This is a genomic window from uncultured Gemmiger sp. (genome assembly GCF_934561205.1).
In the GTDB taxonomy this organism is placed as follows: domain Bacteria; phylum Bacillota; class Clostridia; order Oscillospirales; family Ruminococcaceae; genus Gemmiger.
The window spans coordinates 182,869-200,728 of record NZ_CAKTFU010000002.1 but is presented as its reverse complement, the minus strand read 5'-3'; the positions used below and the strand labels follow the sequence as shown (position 1 = coordinate 200,728).

At 49.9% G+C, this 17,860-nt stretch carries 20 protein-coding genes and 1 pseudogene; 12 read left to right on the top strand and 9 right to left on the bottom strand.

Annotated features, from left to right (window positions below; translation table 11 throughout):
- The 7 genes and pseudogenes from Q0I19_RS02410 to Q0I19_RS02380 form a co-directional block, all read left to right on the top strand.
- Positions 1 to 1,527 (top strand): AAA family ATPase (locus tag Q0I19_RS02410; RefSeq protein ID WP_296023230.1); only part of this gene is annotated, 1,527 nt, incomplete at its 5' end.
- A 142-nt stretch (positions 1,528 to 1,669) separates the two neighbouring features.
- On the top strand, positions 1,670 to 1,828 hold the full coding sequence (locus tag Q0I19_RS02405) for a transposon-encoded TnpW family protein (protein WP_006428300.1): 159 nt from the start codon (positions 1,670 to 1,672) through the stop codon (positions 1,826 to 1,828).
- Between the two features lie 41 nt (positions 1,829 to 1,869).
- Positions 1,870 to 2,739: pseudogene (locus Q0I19_RS02400) on the top strand (VirD4-like conjugal transfer protein, CD1115 family); the annotation flags it as partial.
- Positions 2,736 to 3,056, top strand: a complete 321-nt coding sequence (locus Q0I19_RS02395; protein WP_366012250.1) for a formate hydrogenlyase — start codon at positions 2,736 to 2,738, stop codon at positions 3,054 to 3,056. The pseudogene Q0I19_RS02400 and the gene Q0I19_RS02395, both read left to right, overlap by 4 nt.
- A gap of 33 nt (positions 3,057 to 3,089) precedes the next feature.
- Positions 3,090 to 3,926, top strand: a complete 837-nt coding sequence (locus Q0I19_RS02390; protein WP_294758374.1) for a hypothetical protein — start codon at positions 3,090 to 3,092, stop codon at positions 3,924 to 3,926.
- An 11-nt stretch (positions 3,927 to 3,937) separates the two neighbouring features.
- Complete coding sequence (locus tag Q0I19_RS02385; protein ID WP_294758375.1) at positions 3,938 to 4,336, top strand: PrgI family protein; 399 nt, start codon at positions 3,938 to 3,940, stop codon at positions 4,334 to 4,336.
- A 26-nt stretch (positions 4,337 to 4,362) separates the two neighbouring features.
- Positions 4,363 to 6,669, top strand: coding sequence for a VirB4-like conjugal transfer ATPase, CD1110 family (locus Q0I19_RS02380; RefSeq protein ID WP_294758687.1), 2,307 nt, complete (start codon positions 4,363 to 4,365; stop codon positions 6,667 to 6,669).
- Positions 6,670 to 6,745: 76 nt separating this feature from the next.
- Here Q0I19_RS02380 and Q0I19_RS02375 read toward each other — a convergent pair whose 3' ends face one another.
- Positions 6,746 to 7,783, bottom strand: a complete 1,038-nt coding sequence (locus Q0I19_RS02375; protein ID WP_294758376.1) for a hypothetical protein — start codon at positions 7,781 to 7,783, stop codon at positions 6,746 to 6,748.
- Positions 7,784 to 7,822: 39 nt separating this feature from the next.
- Positions 7,823 to 8,032: a hypothetical protein gene (locus Q0I19_RS02370; RefSeq protein ID WP_294758377.1), complete on the bottom strand. Its 210-nt coding sequence runs from the start codon at positions 8,030 to 8,032 to the stop codon at positions 7,823 to 7,825.
- A gap of 83 nt (positions 8,033 to 8,115) precedes the next feature.
- On the opposite strand from Q0I19_RS02370, the gene srtB reads away from it, so the two are divergent.
- Together srtB and Q0I19_RS02360 are read left to right on the top strand one after the other, a co-directional pair.
- The gene (srtB, locus tag Q0I19_RS02365) at positions 8,116 to 8,862 is read left to right on the top strand and encodes a class B sortase (RefSeq protein ID WP_294758378.1); all 747 of its coding nucleotides are present in this window, start codon (positions 8,116 to 8,118) and stop codon (positions 8,860 to 8,862) included.
- Positions 8,863 to 8,866: 4 nt separating this feature from the next.
- Entirely contained in the window at positions 8,867 to 10,555 is a 1,689-nt protein-coding gene (locus tag Q0I19_RS02360) for a peptidoglycan DD-metalloendopeptidase family protein (protein WP_294758379.1), read from the top strand.
- 6 nt (positions 10,556 to 10,561) lie between these two features.
- Here the strand turns inward: Q0I19_RS02360 and Q0I19_RS02355 are convergent, their stop codons facing one another.
- From Q0I19_RS02355 to Q0I19_RS02325, 7 genes are all read right to left on the bottom strand, one after another.
- The gene (locus tag Q0I19_RS02355; protein WP_294758689.1) at positions 10,562 to 10,732 is read right to left on the bottom strand and encodes a winged helix-turn-helix domain-containing protein; all 171 of its coding nucleotides are present in this window, start codon (positions 10,730 to 10,732) and stop codon (positions 10,562 to 10,564) included.
- Between the two features lie 133 nt (positions 10,733 to 10,865).
- Positions 10,866 to 11,105, bottom strand: coding sequence for a hypothetical protein (locus tag Q0I19_RS02350; RefSeq protein WP_294758380.1), 240 nt, complete (start codon positions 11,103 to 11,105; stop codon positions 10,866 to 10,868).
- Positions 11,096 to 11,662, bottom strand: a complete 567-nt coding sequence (locus Q0I19_RS02345) for a hypothetical protein (protein WP_294758382.1) — start codon at positions 11,660 to 11,662, stop codon at positions 11,096 to 11,098. Before Q0I19_RS02345 ends, Q0I19_RS02350 begins: the two co-directional genes overlap by 10 nt.
- Positions 11,649 to 12,326, bottom strand: a complete 678-nt coding sequence (locus Q0I19_RS02340) for an ATP-binding cassette domain-containing protein (protein ID WP_294758383.1) — start codon at positions 12,324 to 12,326, stop codon at positions 11,649 to 11,651. The genes Q0I19_RS02345 and Q0I19_RS02340 overlap by 14 nt, the downstream gene beginning before the upstream one ends.
- A gap of 2 nt (positions 12,327 to 12,328) precedes the next feature.
- Entirely contained in the window at positions 12,329 to 13,180 is an 852-nt protein-coding gene (locus Q0I19_RS02335; RefSeq protein ID WP_294758384.1) for a hypothetical protein, read from the bottom strand.
- Complete coding sequence (locus Q0I19_RS02330) at positions 13,164 to 13,967, bottom strand: hypothetical protein (protein WP_294758385.1); 804 nt, start codon at positions 13,965 to 13,967, stop codon at positions 13,164 to 13,166. Before Q0I19_RS02330 ends, Q0I19_RS02335 begins: the two co-directional genes overlap by 17 nt.
- A complete protein-coding gene (locus Q0I19_RS02325) occupies positions 13,964 to 14,713 on the bottom strand; it encodes a hypothetical protein (protein ID WP_294758386.1) in 750 nt (249 codons plus the stop codon). The genes Q0I19_RS02330 and Q0I19_RS02325 overlap by 4 nt, the downstream gene beginning before the upstream one ends.
- A 485-nt stretch (positions 14,714 to 15,198) precedes the next feature.
- Between Q0I19_RS02325 and Q0I19_RS02320 the strand changes: the two genes are divergently transcribed.
- The 3 genes from Q0I19_RS02320 to Q0I19_RS11445 all read left to right on the top strand — a co-directional run bounded on the left by Q0I19_RS02320 (position 15,199) and on the right by Q0I19_RS11445 (position 17,856).
- Positions 15,199 to 15,987, top strand: a complete 789-nt coding sequence (locus tag Q0I19_RS02320) for a LytTR family DNA-binding domain-containing protein (protein ID WP_294758387.1) — start codon at positions 15,199 to 15,201, stop codon at positions 15,985 to 15,987.
- Complete coding sequence (locus Q0I19_RS02315) at positions 15,984 to 17,291, top strand: sensor histidine kinase (RefSeq protein WP_294758388.1); 1,308 nt, start codon at positions 15,984 to 15,986, stop codon at positions 17,289 to 17,291. Before Q0I19_RS02320 ends, Q0I19_RS02315 begins: the two co-directional genes overlap by 4 nt.
- A gap of 106 nt (positions 17,292 to 17,397) precedes the next feature.
- Positions 17,398 to 17,856 (top strand): accessory gene regulator B family protein, encoded by a 459-nt coding sequence (locus tag Q0I19_RS11445; protein WP_366012244.1) that lies wholly within the window; start codon positions 17,398 to 17,400, stop codon positions 17,854 to 17,856.
- Positions 17,857 to 17,860: the final 4 nt, after the last annotated feature.

Below are 17,860 nucleotides of genomic sequence, written 5' to 3'. Positions count from 1 at the left end.
GAAAGCCGAGGTCTCAACAAAACGCTTGTTGAGGCTTTTCTTCTTTCCGGGGATATTTACGAGGACGCAAAGCGGCACAATGTTGTGTTTGTCGGCAGAGACCGAAGCGGTACGCCGAGATACGCCCATGTGCGAGGAACGGCAGACCCATTCAGACAGGACATTGCCGGGTCTGACAAGTCCTATCCGTTCCGATATGAGGGTAACGGCAATCAGCTCTTTGTCTTTGAAGCACCGATAGACCTTTTGTCCTTTATCTGCCTTTACCCGCAGGACTGGAAAAATCGAAGCTATCTTGCCCTGGGCGGCGTTTCGGGCAAAGCCCTTGACCGTTTCCTTTCTGAACGCAAGGACACCCGAAAAGTGTTCCTCTGCCTTGACAGCGACACCGCAGGAAGCGAAGCCTGTACCCGACTGGCACAGGACATTCCCGGTGAGATCGCCGTCATTCGCCTTGTCCCGGCAAGGAAGGACTGGAACGATGTTCTCCGTCAGCAAGGGGACATTCCCAGCCGCAAATTCATAGCCGAGACAATCACGCTGCGAGAGCTGCCCACCGCCCAGCCTGTCCCCATGCTCCGCATGGCAGATGTGGAGCTGACGAGCGTGGATTGGCTATGGTTTCCGTATATTCCCTTTGGAAAGCTGACCATCATACAGGGCAACCCCGGCGAGGGCAAGACCTACTTCGCCATGCGTCTTGCGGCGGCTTGCACCAACCGAAAGCCCTTGCCCGGTATGGAGACACTTGAGCCTTTCAATATCATCTATCAGACCGCCGAGGACGGTCTGGGCGATACCGTTAAGCCCCGGCTGATGGAAGCGAACGCAGACCTTGAAAGAGTACTTGTCATTGACGATAGAGACACGCCGCTGACCCTTGCCGATGAGCGCATAGCAAGGGCAATCCGAGAGAACAACGCAAGGCTGGTTATCATTGACCCGGTGCAGGCGTTTCTGGGCGCAGATGTGGACATGAACCGGGCAAATGAAGTCCGTCCCATCTTCCGCAGTCTGGGAGACATTGCACAGGCTACCGGGTGCGCTATCGTGCTGATCGGACACCTGAACAAAGCCGCAGGAACGCAAAGCACCTATCGGGGATTAGGGTCTATCGACATTACGGCGGCAGTCCGCAGTCTGCTTTTTATCGGCAAGCTGAAGGACAGCCCCACAACGAGGGTGCTTATCCATGAGAAAAGCTCCCTTGCGCCGCCCGGACAGTCCCTTGCCTTTTCTCTGGGAGACGAGAAAGGCTTTGAATGGATAGGAGCTTATGACATTACCGCTGACGAGCTTCTTGCCGGGACAGACACCGCCAAGACCGAAAGCAAGACCGCACAGGCGCAAATGCTCATTCTGGAACTGCTTGCAGATGGAAAGCGTATGCCGAGCGCAGAGCTGGAAAAGGCAGTCAATGAGCGTGGGATTTCCTCACGCACCATGAGAACGGCAAAGAGCCGTATCGGGGACAGACTTGTGACCGAGAAAGACGGCACAGCATGGGTCTGCTATCTCCGAGATTGACAACAGGAACACGGCAAGCGTGGCAAAGACGGCAAGGTTTTTATAGATACCTTAATGTTGCCGCCTTGCCTTGTTCCCTCATACCGACACCGCCCGATGATGAACAGTCACCGGGCATTTTTCATTTACAGGAGGATTTTGAATGAACAATACCGCAACCAACACCGCCACTTGCCCTACTGTCAGAAAGCAGATTGGCAAGACAACCTATATCGTCCGTGTGCATTTCAGCCAGACCGCAAAAGAGACAATGGAGGACAAAATCAAGCGTCTGCTCCGTGAGGAAGTCCGCAAAATGTGACTTCTTTGTGAATTTGATGAAAAAGTCCTTGACTTTTCGTCTCTGGCAAAACCGCAAAATCCATCCTTGTCAGCGTGGGTGTGCGCTTGGCGGCATTCAACCTGCCGCCCATCGCCAAGCTGACCATGACGGACGAGCTGCATTTGCAGGAACTGGGTGAGCGCAAAATCGCTTTGTTCTGCTGCATCCCGGACTCGGATAAGTCGCTGAATTATCTGGTCGGCATGATCTACACCCAGCTTATCCAGACGCTGTACCGTCAAGCCGACCGCGTACACAAAGGGCGCTTGCCTGTGCCGGTGCATTGCCTGATGGACGAGTACGCGAACATTTCCTTGCCGAAAGATACATTCCTATCGGCGCTGGCAACTATGCGTTCCCGCGCCATTTTCTGCTCCATCATCGTGCAAAACATGGCACAGCTCAAAGCCATGTACAAAGACGATTGGGAATCGCTGGTGGGCTTATGTGACGAGTTTCTCTACCTTGGTGGTACCGAGAAAGAAACTCACAAGTATGTCTCGGAACTGCTGGGAAAAGAAACCATCTCCACGACCAGTTATAACCAAAGTAAGGGGCGCAGCGGCAGTTACAGCATCAACCACCAGCAGTCCGGGCGCGACCTTATGACTCCGGATGAGGTGCGGCTGCTGGACAACGGCAAATGCATTTTGTTTATCCGTGGGGAACGCCCCGTGGTGGATTTCAAGTACAATCTGCTCAAGCACCCGAATATCCGCTGCACCGAGGACGGCGGCGCAGCCCCCTACGACTACACCGCCGCCGACAACGCGCTGGATGATCTGCCCGGCGCACCCGAAAATTATGAACTGCTGGATATGGACGATTTTCTGCCCGCCGAAGCGGTAGAAATGAAGCCAACCATACAAAGAATTCGGAGGTCTACATGAAGCTGAATAACAACAAAAAATCCGTGAAAATTTCTCTCAATTTGTTTGCGCTGTACGCCGTCATGGTGTGCGGCATTATTTTTGCCCTGCCCACTTTTGCTGCAGATGACCCGCTGGTGGTCGTGGAGAACCTTTCCACGTTCATCTTTTCGCTGATCCGCGCGGTGGGTCTTATCCTGTTGGGGTGGGGCATTGTGCAGGTCGGTCTGTCCTTGCAGAGCCACGATCCCAGCCAGCGCAGCCAAGGCTTCCTGACGCTGGCGGGCGGTCTGGTTATCACGTTCGCCAAAGAAATCCTCGACCTCATCACCGCGTGAGGTGCGCACCAAGAGGAAAGGCGGTGATGCCCTGTGGGTGAGTCATGGATCGTATCGAACTTGAACGCCGCGCTCTCCACATGGAACGACAAGCTGGCGGAAATTTGGTCGCTGCTGACCGAAAGCCCGCAGACATTCAAGGGCGGGCAGGTCTGGGGCGTTATGACAGGCATCCACGGCGCGTTGCAGGCAATCGGTTATGGGCTGCTGGTGCTGTTTTTTGCCGTAGGCGTTATGAAAACCTGCGGCAGCTTTGTCGAGGTCAAAAAGCCGGAACACGCCCTCAAGCTGTTTATCCGTTTTGCACTGGCAAAGGGCGCAGTGACCTATGGGCTGGAATTGATGCTGGCGATGTTCTCCATCGTGCAGGGCATGGTGTCCACCATTATCACTCAATCGGGCAGTTCCGGTATGAGCAGCGTATCGCTGCCGCAGGAGTTGATCGACGCCATCAACAACGTGGGATTTTGGGACTCAATTCCCCTATGGGCGGTCACATTGATTGGCGGGCTGCTGATTACGGTGCTATCCTTTACCATGATCCTCACGGTCTACGGCAGAATGTTCAGCCTGTGGATGTACGCCGCCATTGCACCGATACCGCTGTCCACATTCGCGGGTGAGCCTACAAGCAGTGTGGGTAAAAACTTCATCCGCAGTTACGCAGGTGTATGTTTGCAGGGCGTGGTGATTGCCTTGTCCTGCATCATTTTCTCTGCCATCTCGTCCAGCCCGCCCGCCGTGGATACCAGCGCATCGGTTGTCACAGCGGTTTGGACTTACGTTGGAGAGTTGGCATTTAACCTGCTGGTGCTGGTCGGAGCGATAAAAGGCTGTGACCGCATTGTGAAAGAAATCATGGGATTATAAGGGGGCAATCTATGGAAATTAAAATACCGAAAGAAGTCCGCGACTACCACGAAAATATCTTTTTCGGGCTGAACACACGGCAGTTTATCTGCTCGGTGCTGGCCGTCGGCGTGGCAGTTGGCATCTACTTTGCCTTGCAGCCGTATGTCGGCACGGAAGAAATCGGCTGGATGTGCATCCTTGGTGCCGCGCCGTTTGCCGCCTGCGGCTTTTTTACCTACCACGGCATGACCGCCGAACAGGTGCTTTGGGCATGGTTCAAGTCTGAAATCCTCTGCCCGAAGCGCCTTGTGTTCAGGTCCGACAGCTACTACTACGAAGCCATGCAGTCCGCCATCCGCGCGGACATGAAACGAAAGAGAGGTTTGCCTATGAAGAAAAATTCGTATAACAGCGAGGAAACCGCTTGATTAAAACCCTGTCGAAAGCGCAGAAGATGGAACGCGAAAAGTTCCGTATTCCGCGCAGCGTACAGGATGCCATTCCCATCCGCCGCATTTATGCGGATGGCATTTTCCAAGTCGGCAACCAATATTCCAAAACATGGTCGTTCACCGACATCAATTACGCCATCGCCAGCAAAGAGGACAAAACATCCATGTTCCTCGACTATTCTGAACTGCTGAACGCCCTCGATTCCGGTGCATCGGCAAAAATCACAATATACAACCGCCGCATCAACAAGTCCGAGTTCGAGCGCAGCGTCCTGCTGCCCGACAAGGATGACGGACTGGACGAGTACCGTCACGAGTTCAACCAGATGCTGACAGCGCAGGTCACCGGCACCAGCAACAGCATTGTGCGGGAGCGTTACCTGACCGTGAGCGTAGTAAAGCGCAATGTGGACGAAGCCCGCAGTTATTTCTCCCGCGTCGGCACCGATCTGGTGACACACCTCGCGCAGCTTTCCTCGGTGGCAACCGAACTGACGCTGAACGAGCGCCTGCACATTTTCCGCGACTTTTTCAAGGCAGGGGAACAAGCTGCGGCAGAGTTCAATATCCACGAACACGCCAAGCGCGGTCAGCATTTTAAGGATTGGCTCTGCCCCGACAGCATGGAGTTCGCTGCCGACCATTTCAAACTGGACGCGCGGTATGGGCGCGTGTTGTATTTGCAGGACTACGCCAGCTACATCAAGGACAGCTTCGTGTCGGAACTCTGCGACCTTGACCGCGACTTGATGCTGTCCATCGATATCCTGCCGGTGCCGACAGACGAGGCAGCCCGCCAGCTGCAAAGCACACTGCTGGGCGTGGAAACGAACGTCGCCAACTGGCAGCGCCGCCAGAACGCCAACAACAATTTTACCGCGATGATTCCCTACGACATGGAGTTGCAGCGCAAGGAAACCAAGGAGATGCTGGACGATTTGACGACCCGCGACCAGCGGATGATGTTCGGGCTGGTGACGCTGGTGCATCTGGCTGACAGCAAAGAGCAGCTTGACAGCGACACCGAAACGCTTTACTCCACAGCGCGCAAGCACCTGTGCCAGCTTTCCACGCTGCGCTGGCAGCAGAAAGACGGACTGGACACGGTGCTGCCGTATGGACTGCGGAAGATCCAAGCTCTGCGCACGCTCACCACCGAAAGCACCGCCGTGTTGATTCCGTTCCGCGCACAGGAAATCATGCAGCCGAACGGTCTGTACTACGGGCAGAACGCCGTCAGCAAGAACATGATTGTTGCGGATCGTCGGCTGTTGCTCAATGGCAACAGCTTCCGTTTGGGCGTGTCCGGCTCCGGCAAAAGCATGAGTGCCAAGGAAGAAATCGTGCAGATCGCGCTCTCTACTGAGGACGACATCCTCATCCTCGACCCGGAGTCGGAGTTCGGCTATCTGACCGAAGCGCTCGGCGGCGAGGTCATCCGCATCTCGGCCACATCCGACACCCACATCAACGCGCTGGACATGGATCGCGCCTACGGCGACGAGCGCAACCCCATTGTCAGCAAGTCGGAATTTGTGCTGTCACTGTTCGAGCAGCTCATCGGTGATGGCATGGTGACTGCGAAAGAAAAATCCATCCTTGGCCGCTGCACCGAACAGGTGTACCTGCCTTATATCCGCAATAGCTACAAAGGCACGCCGCCCACGCTGCAGGACTTTTACCGTCTGCTCCAAATGCAGCCGGAACCCGAAGCGCAGGGGCTGGCACTGTCGTCCGAGCTGTTCATTACCGGCACGCTGAACACCTTTGCCCAACACACCAACGTGGACACGCAGGCACGAATCATTGCCTACGACATCCGCGAACTGGGTGAACAGCTTATGCCGCTGGGAATGCTGGTGACGCTGGATGCAATTTACAACCGCGTCATCCAGAACTGGAAGAAAGGCCGCAGAACGTGGATTTTCTGCGATGAGTTTTACATTTTGTTCCGCTACGAGTACAGCGCGAATTTCTTCTATAAGCTGTGGAAGCGCATCCGCAAGTACAACGGTCTTGTGACCGGGCTGACGCAGAATGTGGACGAACTGCTGCGTTCTGACACCGCCCGCCTGATGCTGGCAAACTCGGAGTTTCTCGTGATGCTGAACCAGAGCGCTACCGACCGCGCGGAATTGGCGAAGCTGCTGAACATTTCCGACAACCAGCTTGGCTACGTCACCAATGTTCCCGCAGGCTGTGGGCTGATTCGCTGCGCGGGCAACATTGTTCCATTCACCAATTCCTTCCCGAAGGATACAAAGCTCTATAAATTGATGTCAACCAACCCGTCCGAGAAAAAGGAGTAAAGCCATGCAATACAAAAATAGAGGACCGCCGAAGCGGTCCTCTATTGTGCGACAAACTGGAATTTGCTTATCACGACTAACAAGAAGTTTTATTCCAAAAAATTTTAACATAGTCATTAAATCTATATCCATAATTGTCTCTAAAAACAACTATATCTAAACCTAATCTCACTAATTCAGATAAAATAACTCTAAGCATCTGAACAGATAAATAGTCAAATTGATGTTCAGAAATAGCTAGCTGAGAATTATATTTAATCTGTTTTGAATTAACTTCTTTACACAGATGTTTTATAGGTGATAAAATAAATTCATATTCAGGTATAATATTGGGAACACTTTTATCAGTATACTCTGTGATAATTGTAAATTCACCTTGTTGTTCTATATCTTGGTTGATATTTGCAACTCTATCTTGAAGTGCCTCTAGATATATACTATACAGTATATATCTGCTTTTTTTCCCTTTGGCTCTAAAAATTCGTTTATCACCATAATATAGTTCATATGAAATTAATTGACCATATGGTTCAAATTGAATTCCCATACCTTTAGCGTGATTTGTTGAATACACACTTCTTATTTTTACTTGTTTTTCGAACATATATGAACAAGTTGCAAGTTCAGTATCTAACCAAGAGCTTGCCTTTTCTCCCCTAAAATCACCAAGCGTTAATTTACCTTTTTTTTCAAGTAAAGTTTCAACAGTAAAAAGCCCCCAAAGACCTTTTAAGGAAACAGCAAATCTTAATGGCAAATTTTGTCTATCTGCAAAATCTTTTCTCTTTTGCAAATTCCCTTGGGATATTTTAAATATTTCCTTATCTGTATGTTTTACTTCAAGTAACATCTTATAGCCGTCACGCATTTCTATTTTAAAATCTGGAGTATATTCTCCTGTAATATGAGATAATCCTTCGTCATAGGCCTCAAAATGTTTTAATGCTTCAAGCGATTTTAAAACAATAATAAAATCGGCTTCTCTTTCTTTACCGACAATTCTTTTTTTATATTCTTCATAATCAATATCTAAAGATTGTGCTAAACTCTTTTTTTCATCTTCAGCCTTATCAATTACGAGTTGATTAAATGCTAATAATTTATTTAAATCCATTAACTGTTACCTCCACAAATCCCGATTTATATACCTGTTTTAATGCTGCCAAATATTGTTTTCCAAATCCCGCAGCCGTCCCCTATAGTCATCTATCAGAGCCTGAACATTTTCCCCCTGCGGGAAGGTCACCAGATAGCCGTCCCCGGTCTCATGAAAACCAATGATTCCCGCAAGCCCTGCCATCTCGGCTACCTTGAGCAGCGTGTGGTAATCGTATTCCGCCGCACTGAGATACAAATTCATCATGAACACCCCGCAATCCTAAAACATATCTGTATTATACATCGTCTGTTTTTCCTTTGCAAACCGATTCCGAGAAAGGACATACTATGTCGAAATTTTACCGCATTCTACTTTTACCCCTTGCCGCTGTTTTTCTTGCAAGTACCGCAGGCATTGCCCGCTATGCCGCCGACTCCTGTACGCAAACGCGAATGTATCAGCAGCTTGCCGCGCTGGCAGAGAATTTCCCCGGTGACGCCGTGTCACCGGGGAATGATTTTTTGCCGCAGTATCAGTCGCTGTACACGCAAAACAGCGACCTTGCCGGGTGGATACAGATTGACGGAACCAACATCAACTACCCGGTCATGCAGTCAAAGCAGAATCCCGACTTTTACCTAAAGCACAACTTTGAAAAAGCCAACTCCCCGCACGGCTGCCCGTATGTGCAGGCAAACTGCGATCTGCAAACGCCATCCGACAACATCCTTGTGTACGGACACAACATGAAGGACGGCACCATGTTCTCTGATTTACTGCAATACAAGCGCGAATCCTTTTGGGAGCAGCACAGGATCATCCGATTTGATACCCTGACGGCACAGGCAGAATATACCGTGATGGCAGTATTTCGGGGAGAAGCGGAGAACCTGTTTGCCTATTATCAATTTGCCGATGCCGAAACACCGCAGGAATTTGCCGCCTATGTGGACGCCTGCAAGAACGCCGCATTGTACGAAACCGGCGTATCGGCTGCTTATGGGGACAAGCTGATTACGCTGTCCACCTGCGATGATTCCGGCAAAAACAGCAGGGTGGTCGTTGTGGCAAAGCGTATAACCGAACCGAGGTGAGAGTATGAGAACGCCAAAAGAGAATAAGCAAAAACCGCGCGACCGCATCCCAAAAAGTGTGGCGGGAACGATACCGAAAGCCGCCCTAAAAGCGGCGTGGTTAAAAACGAAGGAACAAGCCCGCACCGCCGCGCGGGAAAATGATACCGAACCCCGACAGCAGGAAACGACAGACCTTGCAGGTTCGGCTGCGGAACAGTCGGCAGCTTTTGTGCGGCATCAGGGGCGGAAATTGGCAGAAACCCAAGCCCGACAGCACCACCAAAAAGAGGCTGCCGCCCGCACCCACGCCGCCGGTGAGCGCGGTGTCAGCCCGAAACAAGCCGAGTACGGCACACTGCCCGATGCGGCGCAACGCCCGCGCCGTGGGGCAGATTTGCCCCGACAGCGGGCAAAAGAAAAAGCCGTCCCCGCCAAGACCGCACCGCGCGATCTTCGCGGCGTGACCCAAAGTCAGCGCCAGTTACGCACCGCCGCAAATGAAACTGTGCGCAGTGTGACGGCCCAAGCGCAGATGCAGACCCGTGCGCAAAAAATACGGCTTGCCGCGCAAAAGGCTGCGGGCGGCACAGGCAGAACAGCGGTGGCGGTGCGCTCGGCAATTCGGAATTTTCTTGCCGATTTGCACAGCCTTACAGCGATTCTTGCAGCGGGCGCAGGTGCGGCGCTGGGCATTGTTATCGTCATAAGCCTTGTGGCATTTGTGTCCGGCTCGGCTTACGGCATCTTCTTTGCCGCCGATGCGCCCAACGCAGCGTCCGTAACCGTGCGCGAAGCCGTAGAAACCCTGACGGAAGAATACCGCGACCGACTGGAAGAAATTTCCGACACCGTACAGCATGACCGCCAAGACATTACCGCCAACGATGATGTGTACTACATCCGCTGGCAGGATGTCCTGGCGGTCTTTTCTTCGTATGTAGCGGGCAGCGAACAAGGCGCAACCGTTGCGGCGCTGACGGAAAATCAAGTGGACAAGCTGCGGGAAATTATGTGGGCGATGAACACAGTGGACTACTCTACCCGTGCGGAAACCGCTGTTATAGAAACGACGGACAAGAACGGAAAAGAAACCACAACAGAAATTACCGAAACCGTCCTCGTAATCGAACTGACCCACAAAACGCCCGACGAGATGACATCGGACTACCACTTTACCACCCGCCAGAATACCTACCTGCAACTATTGCAAGACCCACAGTATGAGGAACTATGGGCGGAACTGCTCGGCGGTTTTGAACAGGGCGGGGGAGAGGTTATGTCCCCGGACGGCACTCGCATCCCGACAGGCACCCTGCAATGGCCGCTGCCTGTCGCGGGTACGATTACCTCACAGTTTGGTCACCGCGTGGATCCCATCACCGGAGAGGTCAGCTCCCACACTGGCACCGACATTGCCTGTGCCGAGGGAACACCGATCCTTGCCGCCGCAGACGGAACGGTCACCGTTGCCAACGGTCTTGACAGCTGGGGCGGCAGCTACGGCTATTACATCCAAATCGACCACGGCGGCGGACTGGAAACGCTGTACGCCCACTGCTCGTCCATCTGCGTTACCACCGGTCAGCAGGTACAGACCGGGCAGGTCATCGGTTATGTCGGTCATACAGGACGGGTGACGGGCAACCACCTGCATCTGGAAGTGAGCGTTGAGGGCAATCGTGCGGATGTATTGCGCTACTTCACATTATAAAAAATCTCAGACTGAACGATTTACTCTACAGCTTTCTTGCGTAGAAAGTGCATACCCCTGCCTTGTTACGGTTTTCAATTCATTTTGCCCCAAGTCCAGCTTCTTCCGTAATTTCGCGATATGTACATCGACCGTCCGGGTCTGGATCGGTGCTGTGATATGCCAAGCAGATGCCAGCAGAAAGTTTCACGAGCAGATATGCCCGGAATGGTCAAGCAGCGTAATGAACAGCTGATATTCTGTGGTTGTCAGATGGATGCGGCAGCCCTGCCTTTGAACAGAGGAATCTCTTTCATTGATGGACAGATTTTTATAATATTTCATCCGGAATACCCAACATATCATAATCGTCAATCAGCGCTTGCCCGATTCCCCACGCCAGCAAAAAGGCTGCGCAGGCAAGAAAAATCGGCACCATCGAGGCCGACGGAACACGAATCCACTCCAAATGTTCCAACGTTATATAGGCAGTGCCTCCAACCGTCAGCATGAGCAAAGTACAGAGAAAGGCAGTTGCTGTCCGCGATACGCCTTTTTCGGTCAGACGCATAGCATCACCTTTTCCGGATACAAGGAGAGCAGCAGTACAAAAGGCAGTTGGTCGAGATTCTGCCAGTCCGCTTCGACGAAATGCCGGTCATACAGGTCGTAAAACAACCGGACCTCTACGGTTTGCGAGGGTGCCACCTGAATTGTACCTATGGTTGGATTGGCCAGTATAAAAAGGTCATGGTCTACACCGTTGCTCCACGGACCACATTCTGCCATGAAGCTTCCTGCCTCGAACGTGATTTCCTGTTCCGTCGTGTTTGTGACGGCAACAGTGACCTGCAATATCTTGACCTCCCACCCCTGCGCCAGCATCATGGCCATAAAAAACTGCTTTTGCTGCTCGTCGGTGACATGGAAAGAATCAAATACATCCTGCGGACAATCTATGGAAGATTGCTTTACGCAAAAAGAAAGCCCATTCACGCAGAAATCTTCCCCCGAAGTGACGGTTACCGTTTTGGGGGCTGGCCACTGTCTGTTTACCGCAAAAATGCGCACACAAACAAGACACAGCACACACAGCGCCAAGGCACGACCTATTCTACGTTTCCACATAGCTCCATTCTCCCTCCGGCGTTTTTTCCTTGATGGCGGTCAATTTTCCGCTGCGGATCACAAAAACAGAGTCACACAGCAAATCCAGTTCCTCGGCATCATGGCAGGAAAGAACTACCAGACAGCCCGCGTTTTTCAAAAAAGCACAGATTTCCCGCATCAGTGCAACGCCATCCTGATCCAACGCATTTGTCGGCTCGTCGAGGACAACGATTTTTGGTGTGCCGAAAATGGCGGCAGCGATCCCCAACCGCTGCTTCATTCCCAACGAAAACTGCCGGTAAGGTTTGGAGCCGGCATGGGATAACCCCACCTGTTCGATCGTTTCGCGGATGGTTTCGGGCGTCACGGGTGTGTCGGTCAGATCGTTTATGATTTTCAGGTTCTGATAGGCGCTTTCTCCCGGAAGAAACGCCGGGTTTTCAATAAGCGCCCCGATACTCGGCGGAAAGGAAATATCTTTGCCCAGCGTCTGGCTGCCGATTTCAATCGTTCCGGAGCTTGGGCGGATCAGACCGCACAGCAGTTTCATCAGCATAGTTTTTCCGCTGCCGTTTTTCCCTTGAAAACCGTATACACGGCCGCTTTCCATTTTAAGGGACACCCCGTCGACAACGGTGTTTTGGCGAATGGTTTTTGTGACGGAATGAAAGGTAACATACATAATCACACCTCATGATTTCCCAAAAGGTCGAATCTGCGAAATATCAGATGACCGAGTGTCGAGCAAATAAGCTGCAAAAGAACAGGAAAAATCAGAGCTTGCGTCAGTGCAAACCCGCCCGACCCTGCCAGCTCGGAATGCAGCAAAATACAGGTGCCGCCCGGAACGATCCGCAGATTAAAATACAGCGCCGCAAGCAGCAGTGCAAGGATCGCCGCTACGCCGACAACAGGAGAAACGAGTACCTCGATAAGTACCTCCAAGCTGCCGATGACACACAGCGTAAAAACGGGAATTGCCAAAAGCCAAAGCAGCTGTTCGGCAAGGGAAAGTTCTGCAACGCCCGGTACGAGAGAGGCTGTAAAATCCGTGCAGGACCACCGAAAGCCGTGCCTTGTCGTCAGGTACAGCATAGCGGTGACAACAATTACCGAATAATACAAGGCGGCAGAGACAAAAGCCCAAACCATTTTGGAAAACCACCAAAGGTCTCTGCTTCCGCTTTTTAGCAGCAGCTGCTGACCTATGCCATACATATCGCTTTTTGCGTATCGCGCAACGGAAATCAGAAACAGAACGAAAAACATCATCCATATGGCGGGAAAGCGAAATCCGTTGGAACGATTGAAATCATGCGGTTCCATACCCTCCAGAAGAAAAACAAGATAGTCACATACCCCCGGTTTCTGCGCAGCGCACCCGGTAAAATCGCACCAACGTAAAAATTTGCCGTCCCATGCAATGCACGCAGTTAAGACAAACAGAACCGTCACAAGGAAAAAGAAACTCTGCTGCCGAAGTCCGGCAGATAGGTCGTGCGAGAGCATTTTTACAGCTTTATGATACAGCCTCATAGCGACGCCCTCCTGCAAAAATAATCAAGGCTGCCGTGACAAACATTCCTATGACATAGACGAGATACACCCTCATCGGGAAAACTACGGTCTGCGTTGGGTTGAGAAATACATACGGGTTCAGGGAATACCACCCCAGCTGCATCGTGATGTAATAGACCCAGAAGTACAGCGCAAATACCAGTAAATGTACAAAAATCGGGGATTTTATAAGAAAGCCGAGGGACATACCCAATACGGCAAGGGCGCCAAAGAAAACGCCGATCAGCAGAATATATACAAGGCAATACAGCAAGGGGCGCGTGTAAAACACATTTACAAGAAATCCGTGCAACGAGGGCGAAAAGGTGTATGTCGATGCCTGAGGCGGCAAGGCCGGATACAGCGTTGCACAGAGGAGAAAATTCTCCAGAAACGGCAAGATTGCGGCAGAAAAGCCGGAGATAAATGCCGTCAGGGCGCACTCCAAAAACACAGTGTTTCGCTCTTGATGCAGCAGAAGATGGTAGATGTAGCCTGTTTTTTTATCCCGTGCCACACAGTCAGAAAACGGCAGCGTGGCTATCAGCGGAAGAAGCAGAAAAAGCAGAGAGCTTGCGTAAGAGGCCCACTCGCCGCCGACCCACATTGCATATAAGGATGCGGGATATATATAGCCGCTGTCTATGGGCGTTATCATCTGCACGATTTGAAAAACGGCAAGGAACAGCCCCAGAACAAAGGACAGCCGGAACCCGCTGCTGTGAAAGGCGCGGTAGAGAAATGGTTGTATCCGTATCTTCTTCATGATTCGATCTCCACAAAGTAAACCTCATGACGACCGGCCTTGTAAAAAAAGCTGTCTGAATGAGGGTTCAGTTCCCAGTAGAGTTTTTCGCCGTCGCGCGGGGCATCGGAAGAAACCTGACAGGCAGACGTGAAGGTGACCACATCTCCGGCAGGGATCGAAATGGTACCGTTTGTGGGAACCGGAGAGTCATTATCTGCCAGATACGCGCTGTCTGTCCAGAAATGATCTGCACTCATTTGCGCCACCATGGTGTCCTGCGGTACACTCCAAAGCGTACCATCGCAGCAAAAGTCTGCATCCGCTGTGCCGATGTTTTCAATCGTCATCGTCAAAAGAACCCAGTCAAAGCCCTCGGTTTTTGTGTAGGGATCGGCAACAATTTCCGCAGCAAGCGGGTCCTGAGCTGATATCCGCTGCACGGAATCCACGGTCACAGTCGCCTGGGAAGCAAAATCGGCTGTTCCGGAAGAAAAATTCATCAGACTCACATTTTTTATCGTGTCACCGACCGAAACGATTTGTTCCGAGGGTATCGTGTAGTCGGTTTCCTGCTGACCGAACGCTTCAAAGGAGTCCTTTGATTCTGCCGATTGAGGTGTATCATGGGATTCCGCGGCGGCGGAATCGGACTGCGAAGAAGGCTTGACGAGGGTGTCGGTATAGTTGTTCGACAAGGTCTTTTTCTCGCTGCAGGCAGTAAGAAGTATCGCGGACAAAAGCAAGGCGGGTATTGTCATTTTCATCGTCTTTTTCCTCCATGTATAATAGAATGATAACAGGTTAAACTGTGTGACCCCAACTGCAAGCATCTGCGTACCGATGCCTGATACTGAGCAGGAAACCGTTGTAAGCTGTGCGTTATCGTGCTATTAAAATAGCACGGTTCATTCCTCGTTTCTACAAATTTGGCATAAAACAAGAGTGCTTTGCCACAAAGTACGAGTATATAAAAACCGGACCGGCAACAATGCCGGACACAGCGTGTAGAAAAAGGCTTTTTGCCTAATGTTTGTTGCGTCCAACCTTTGCTTACCCGCAATGCGCAAATGTGTTCTCCGATAGAATGATGGTGTTCTGTATCTTTCCTGTCGATATCCTGTTTTTCTATATCTGACAGCACAATTTCTCTGTGTCAAAATAATTTTATGCGATTTTACTTGCAAATCGGTGTGGTGAAGAGTTAGTATTACACTATACATATATTTTGACTTTTAGGAGATTTAACCGTATGTTGGATTGCAAAGAGGGTCGTCTGCTTCGACAAATGAAAAAAGAGGACGCTGCCATGAAAATCCATATTTTACTCTGCGATGACGACAAAGATTTTTTACAGCAACTCACAGATGTCGTTACCGGTCAGCCGCTGCCTCCGGGAATATCGGCCTGCGTAACAAAAAGTGCGCACCCTGCTGCGATAACGGATCAACAGTTGTCGCAGTATCAGATACTGTTTCTGGATATTGATATGGATGAACGAAGTGGTATGGATATTGCACGGCGGGTACGGGAACTGCATCTGGACACGATACTCATTTTTGTGACGAACTACCCCGAATTTTCCATAGAAGGGTACGAAGTACGGGCGTTCCGCTACCTTTTGAAACAGGAAATGCAGCAGAAACTGCCGCTGTATTTTCGGGATGCTTTGGCTGAGATTCCCCACGGCAAAAAAGAACTGCGATTTTCCGTAAACGCCGAACCGTATCGAGTTGCCTATAAGGACATCCTTTATCTGGAAAGCCGGCAGCGCATTGTGGTTTTGCATACGGAAAATCCTCTGCAAGGCGAGGATCGTTTTTACGCAAAGCTTGAGGATTTGGAGAACGAGTTGGCGTCAGACGGATTTTTGCGAATCCAAAAGAGCTATCTTGTGAATATGGCACACATTAAAAAGCTGAATTATGATAAAGTGGTTCTAAGCAATGGAGAGGAACTACCTGTCAGCCAAAAGCACTACGCACAGATTAAAATCCGATATTTGAGTTGGAAAAACAAACAATGGGGGAAGACCCTATGAGTGAATTCTTTCGCAACTACTTATGGACAGGAATGGATTACATAGCAGCCATTTTTTTGTTTGACGCATTTTCGCAAAGAAAAAGAAAAAATGCTGTACATTGGATGATCGTGGCAGCTTTTGTTTTTCTTACGGCCACGTTTTTGAACACATCATACCTTTTTATGGCAAGCTCTTGGCAATTACCCTTTGTCATGGGTATGTTTTATTTGCTCCACAGACTTCTTTATGGGGGAAGCAAAATATTCAGTTTCTATATCGCCGTTATTTTTTATGCTCTGCCATGCTGTAAGGATAATTTAATGTTTACGTTTTCCCTTTTGCTTTCAAAAATAAACGTTTACGCCACTCATAATGTTGGACTTTCATTGACATTTCTTGAACATTTCGCAATTGGTACGGTCTGCTATTTGCAAAAAACACAACGAAAACACAGACACGCGCAAACGGAAAACTGGATATGGTACAGTGTTCCGGCGGCGCTTTCCGCAGTAAGCGTCTTATTGATTTTCTTCTTTCGTGTTTGCTTTCAGAAAGAAAAGATATCGTCACTCCCGCTATTTGTTTGCTCCTCTTTTATTATTTGTATGCAAATAGCGGCTTTACTTTTGGTCAGCCGGATGGAGCAAAATGTGCATTTTCGTGAAGAAACCATCGCGTTGCAAACAAAATCCAATGCACAACAAGAGAGCATAGAAGCCCTAAGTGCAGCTTACGCGCAGCAGAGAAAGCTATCGCATGATTTCAGGGCGCACCTGGATACATTGGCTGCGATGCTGTCGCAGGAAAATTGTGATGTTGGCATGATACGAACCTACCTGCATAGCTTGCAGACAGAACAAACCAAGCGTCTTTTGCTTGTGAACACGCATCATACAGCGTTGGATGCGCTGTTGAACCAAAAGGCGCTTATGGCTAAAAATCGGGGGATTGATATCCAATTCCGTGTCAATGATTTGTCAGCGGTAACCATCAATTTGGTCGATTTAACGGTAATTATCAGCAACACGTTGGATAACGCCATTGAGGCTTGCGAAAAACTTCCGGCGGCAGACAGACAAATTTATGTACAACTTTTGCTGGAGGACGGCGAACTGTTCTACGGTGTCCGCAACCGAACTTTACCGGTGGATCTCTTGCCGGGCAGGCTTCCGGTTACGACCAAAGAAGATCCGTCCTATCACGGCTATGGTCTGCAAAATGTGCAAACCACACTGAAAAAGTACCATTCGGTCTACGCATTAAATTATGAAAATGGGTGGTTTGAATTTTCAACGGACTTTTTGAATACTTCTATTTCGTGACAAAAAACTCCCATTTTACTACAAAAAACTGGCGTAAGTCTTATAATTTGCTTTAATATATATAGAAAGCGCTTAATTATACATTGCAACGGAGTTTTATGAACCTTTGTGGTTTTGTTATACTTATCAACTTGGGTACTATGGTAGCACCTTTTCTATATGTATTGACCTTGAATTTGGGATTGGCTTTTTGCGCGAAAAAACGAATGGGCTGCACATGCCAACAAAGTTATCTTGCTTTGTTTTTTCCTTGTTTTTTGAATATCTCTCGCTGTTTATTATTTGTCGATTGCTATCTAATATATCAGTGGTTTCGTATATACTTTGGGTTTTATCAACGGCAATTATCCTTGTATTTGCACCCTGCAATAACTCAGAAATTCACTGTAGTTTCGAAGAACTTCAAACTATGAAAAAAGCAGTCTATAAAAGGTTTATGATATACAGCCTATTTATATGTGTCCTGATTGTGCCGAAACCTTCTTTTGCTAATACAATGATTATGGCAAAGACTGTTGCTGTTTTTCTGATTATTTTATCAAAAGTCGGAATAGGAATTCAGTAAGTCC

Excerpts from the sequence above, each read along its gene's own strand:
- Q0I19_RS02325 (WP_294758386.1), bottom strand. The coding sequence starts at position 14,713 with ATGAAAATGACAATACCCGCCTTGCTTTTGTCCGCGATACTTCTTACT.
- Q0I19_RS02335 (WP_294758384.1), bottom strand. The coding sequence starts at position 13,180 with ATGAGGCTGTATCATAAAGCTGTAAAAATGCTCTCGCACGACCTATCT.
- Q0I19_RS02350 (WP_294758380.1), bottom strand. The coding sequence starts at position 11,105 with ATGCGTCTGACCGAAAAAGGCGTATCGCGGACAGCAACTGCCTTTCTC.
- Q0I19_RS02320 (WP_294758387.1), top strand. The coding sequence starts at position 15,199 with ATGTTGGATTGCAAAGAGGGTCGTCTGCTTCGACAAATGAAAAAAGAG.
- Q0I19_RS02380 (WP_294758687.1), top strand. The coding sequence starts at position 4,363 with ATGGAACGCGAAAAGTTCCGTATTCCGCGCAGCGTACAGGATGCCATT.
- Q0I19_RS02340 (WP_294758383.1), bottom strand. The coding sequence starts at position 12,326 with ATGTATGTTACCTTTCATTCCGTCACAAAAACCATTCGCCAAAACACC.
- Q0I19_RS02370 (WP_294758377.1), bottom strand. The coding sequence starts at position 8,032 with ATGATGAATTTGTATCTCAGTGCGGCGGAATACGATTACCACACGCTG.
- Q0I19_RS02360 (WP_294758379.1), top strand. The coding sequence starts at position 8,867 with ATGAGAACGCCAAAAGAGAATAAGCAAAAACCGCGCGACCGCATCCCA.
- Q0I19_RS02395 (WP_366012250.1), top strand. The coding sequence starts at position 2,736 with ATGAAGCTGAATAACAACAAAAAATCCGTGAAAATTTCTCTCAATTTG.
- Q0I19_RS02405 (WP_006428300.1), top strand. The coding sequence starts at position 1,670 with ATGAACAATACCGCAACCAACACCGCCACTTGCCCTACTGTCAGAAAG.
- Q0I19_RS02375 (WP_294758376.1), bottom strand. The coding sequence starts at position 7,783 with ATGGATTTAAATAAATTATTAGCATTTAATCAACTCGTAATTGATAAG.
- Q0I19_RS02345 (WP_294758382.1), bottom strand. The coding sequence starts at position 11,662 with ATGTGGAAACGTAGAATAGGTCGTGCCTTGGCGCTGTGTGTGCTGTGT.
- Q0I19_RS02315 (WP_294758388.1), top strand. The coding sequence starts at position 15,984 with ATGAGTGAATTCTTTCGCAACTACTTATGGACAGGAATGGATTACATA.
- srtB (WP_294758378.1), top strand. The coding sequence starts at position 8,116 with ATGTCGAAATTTTACCGCATTCTACTTTTACCCCTTGCCGCTGTTTTT.
- Q0I19_RS02385 (WP_294758375.1), top strand. The coding sequence starts at position 3,938 with ATGGAAATTAAAATACCGAAAGAAGTCCGCGACTACCACGAAAATATC.
- Q0I19_RS02330 (WP_294758385.1), bottom strand. The coding sequence starts at position 13,967 with ATGAAGAAGATACGGATACAACCATTTCTCTACCGCGCCTTTCACAGC.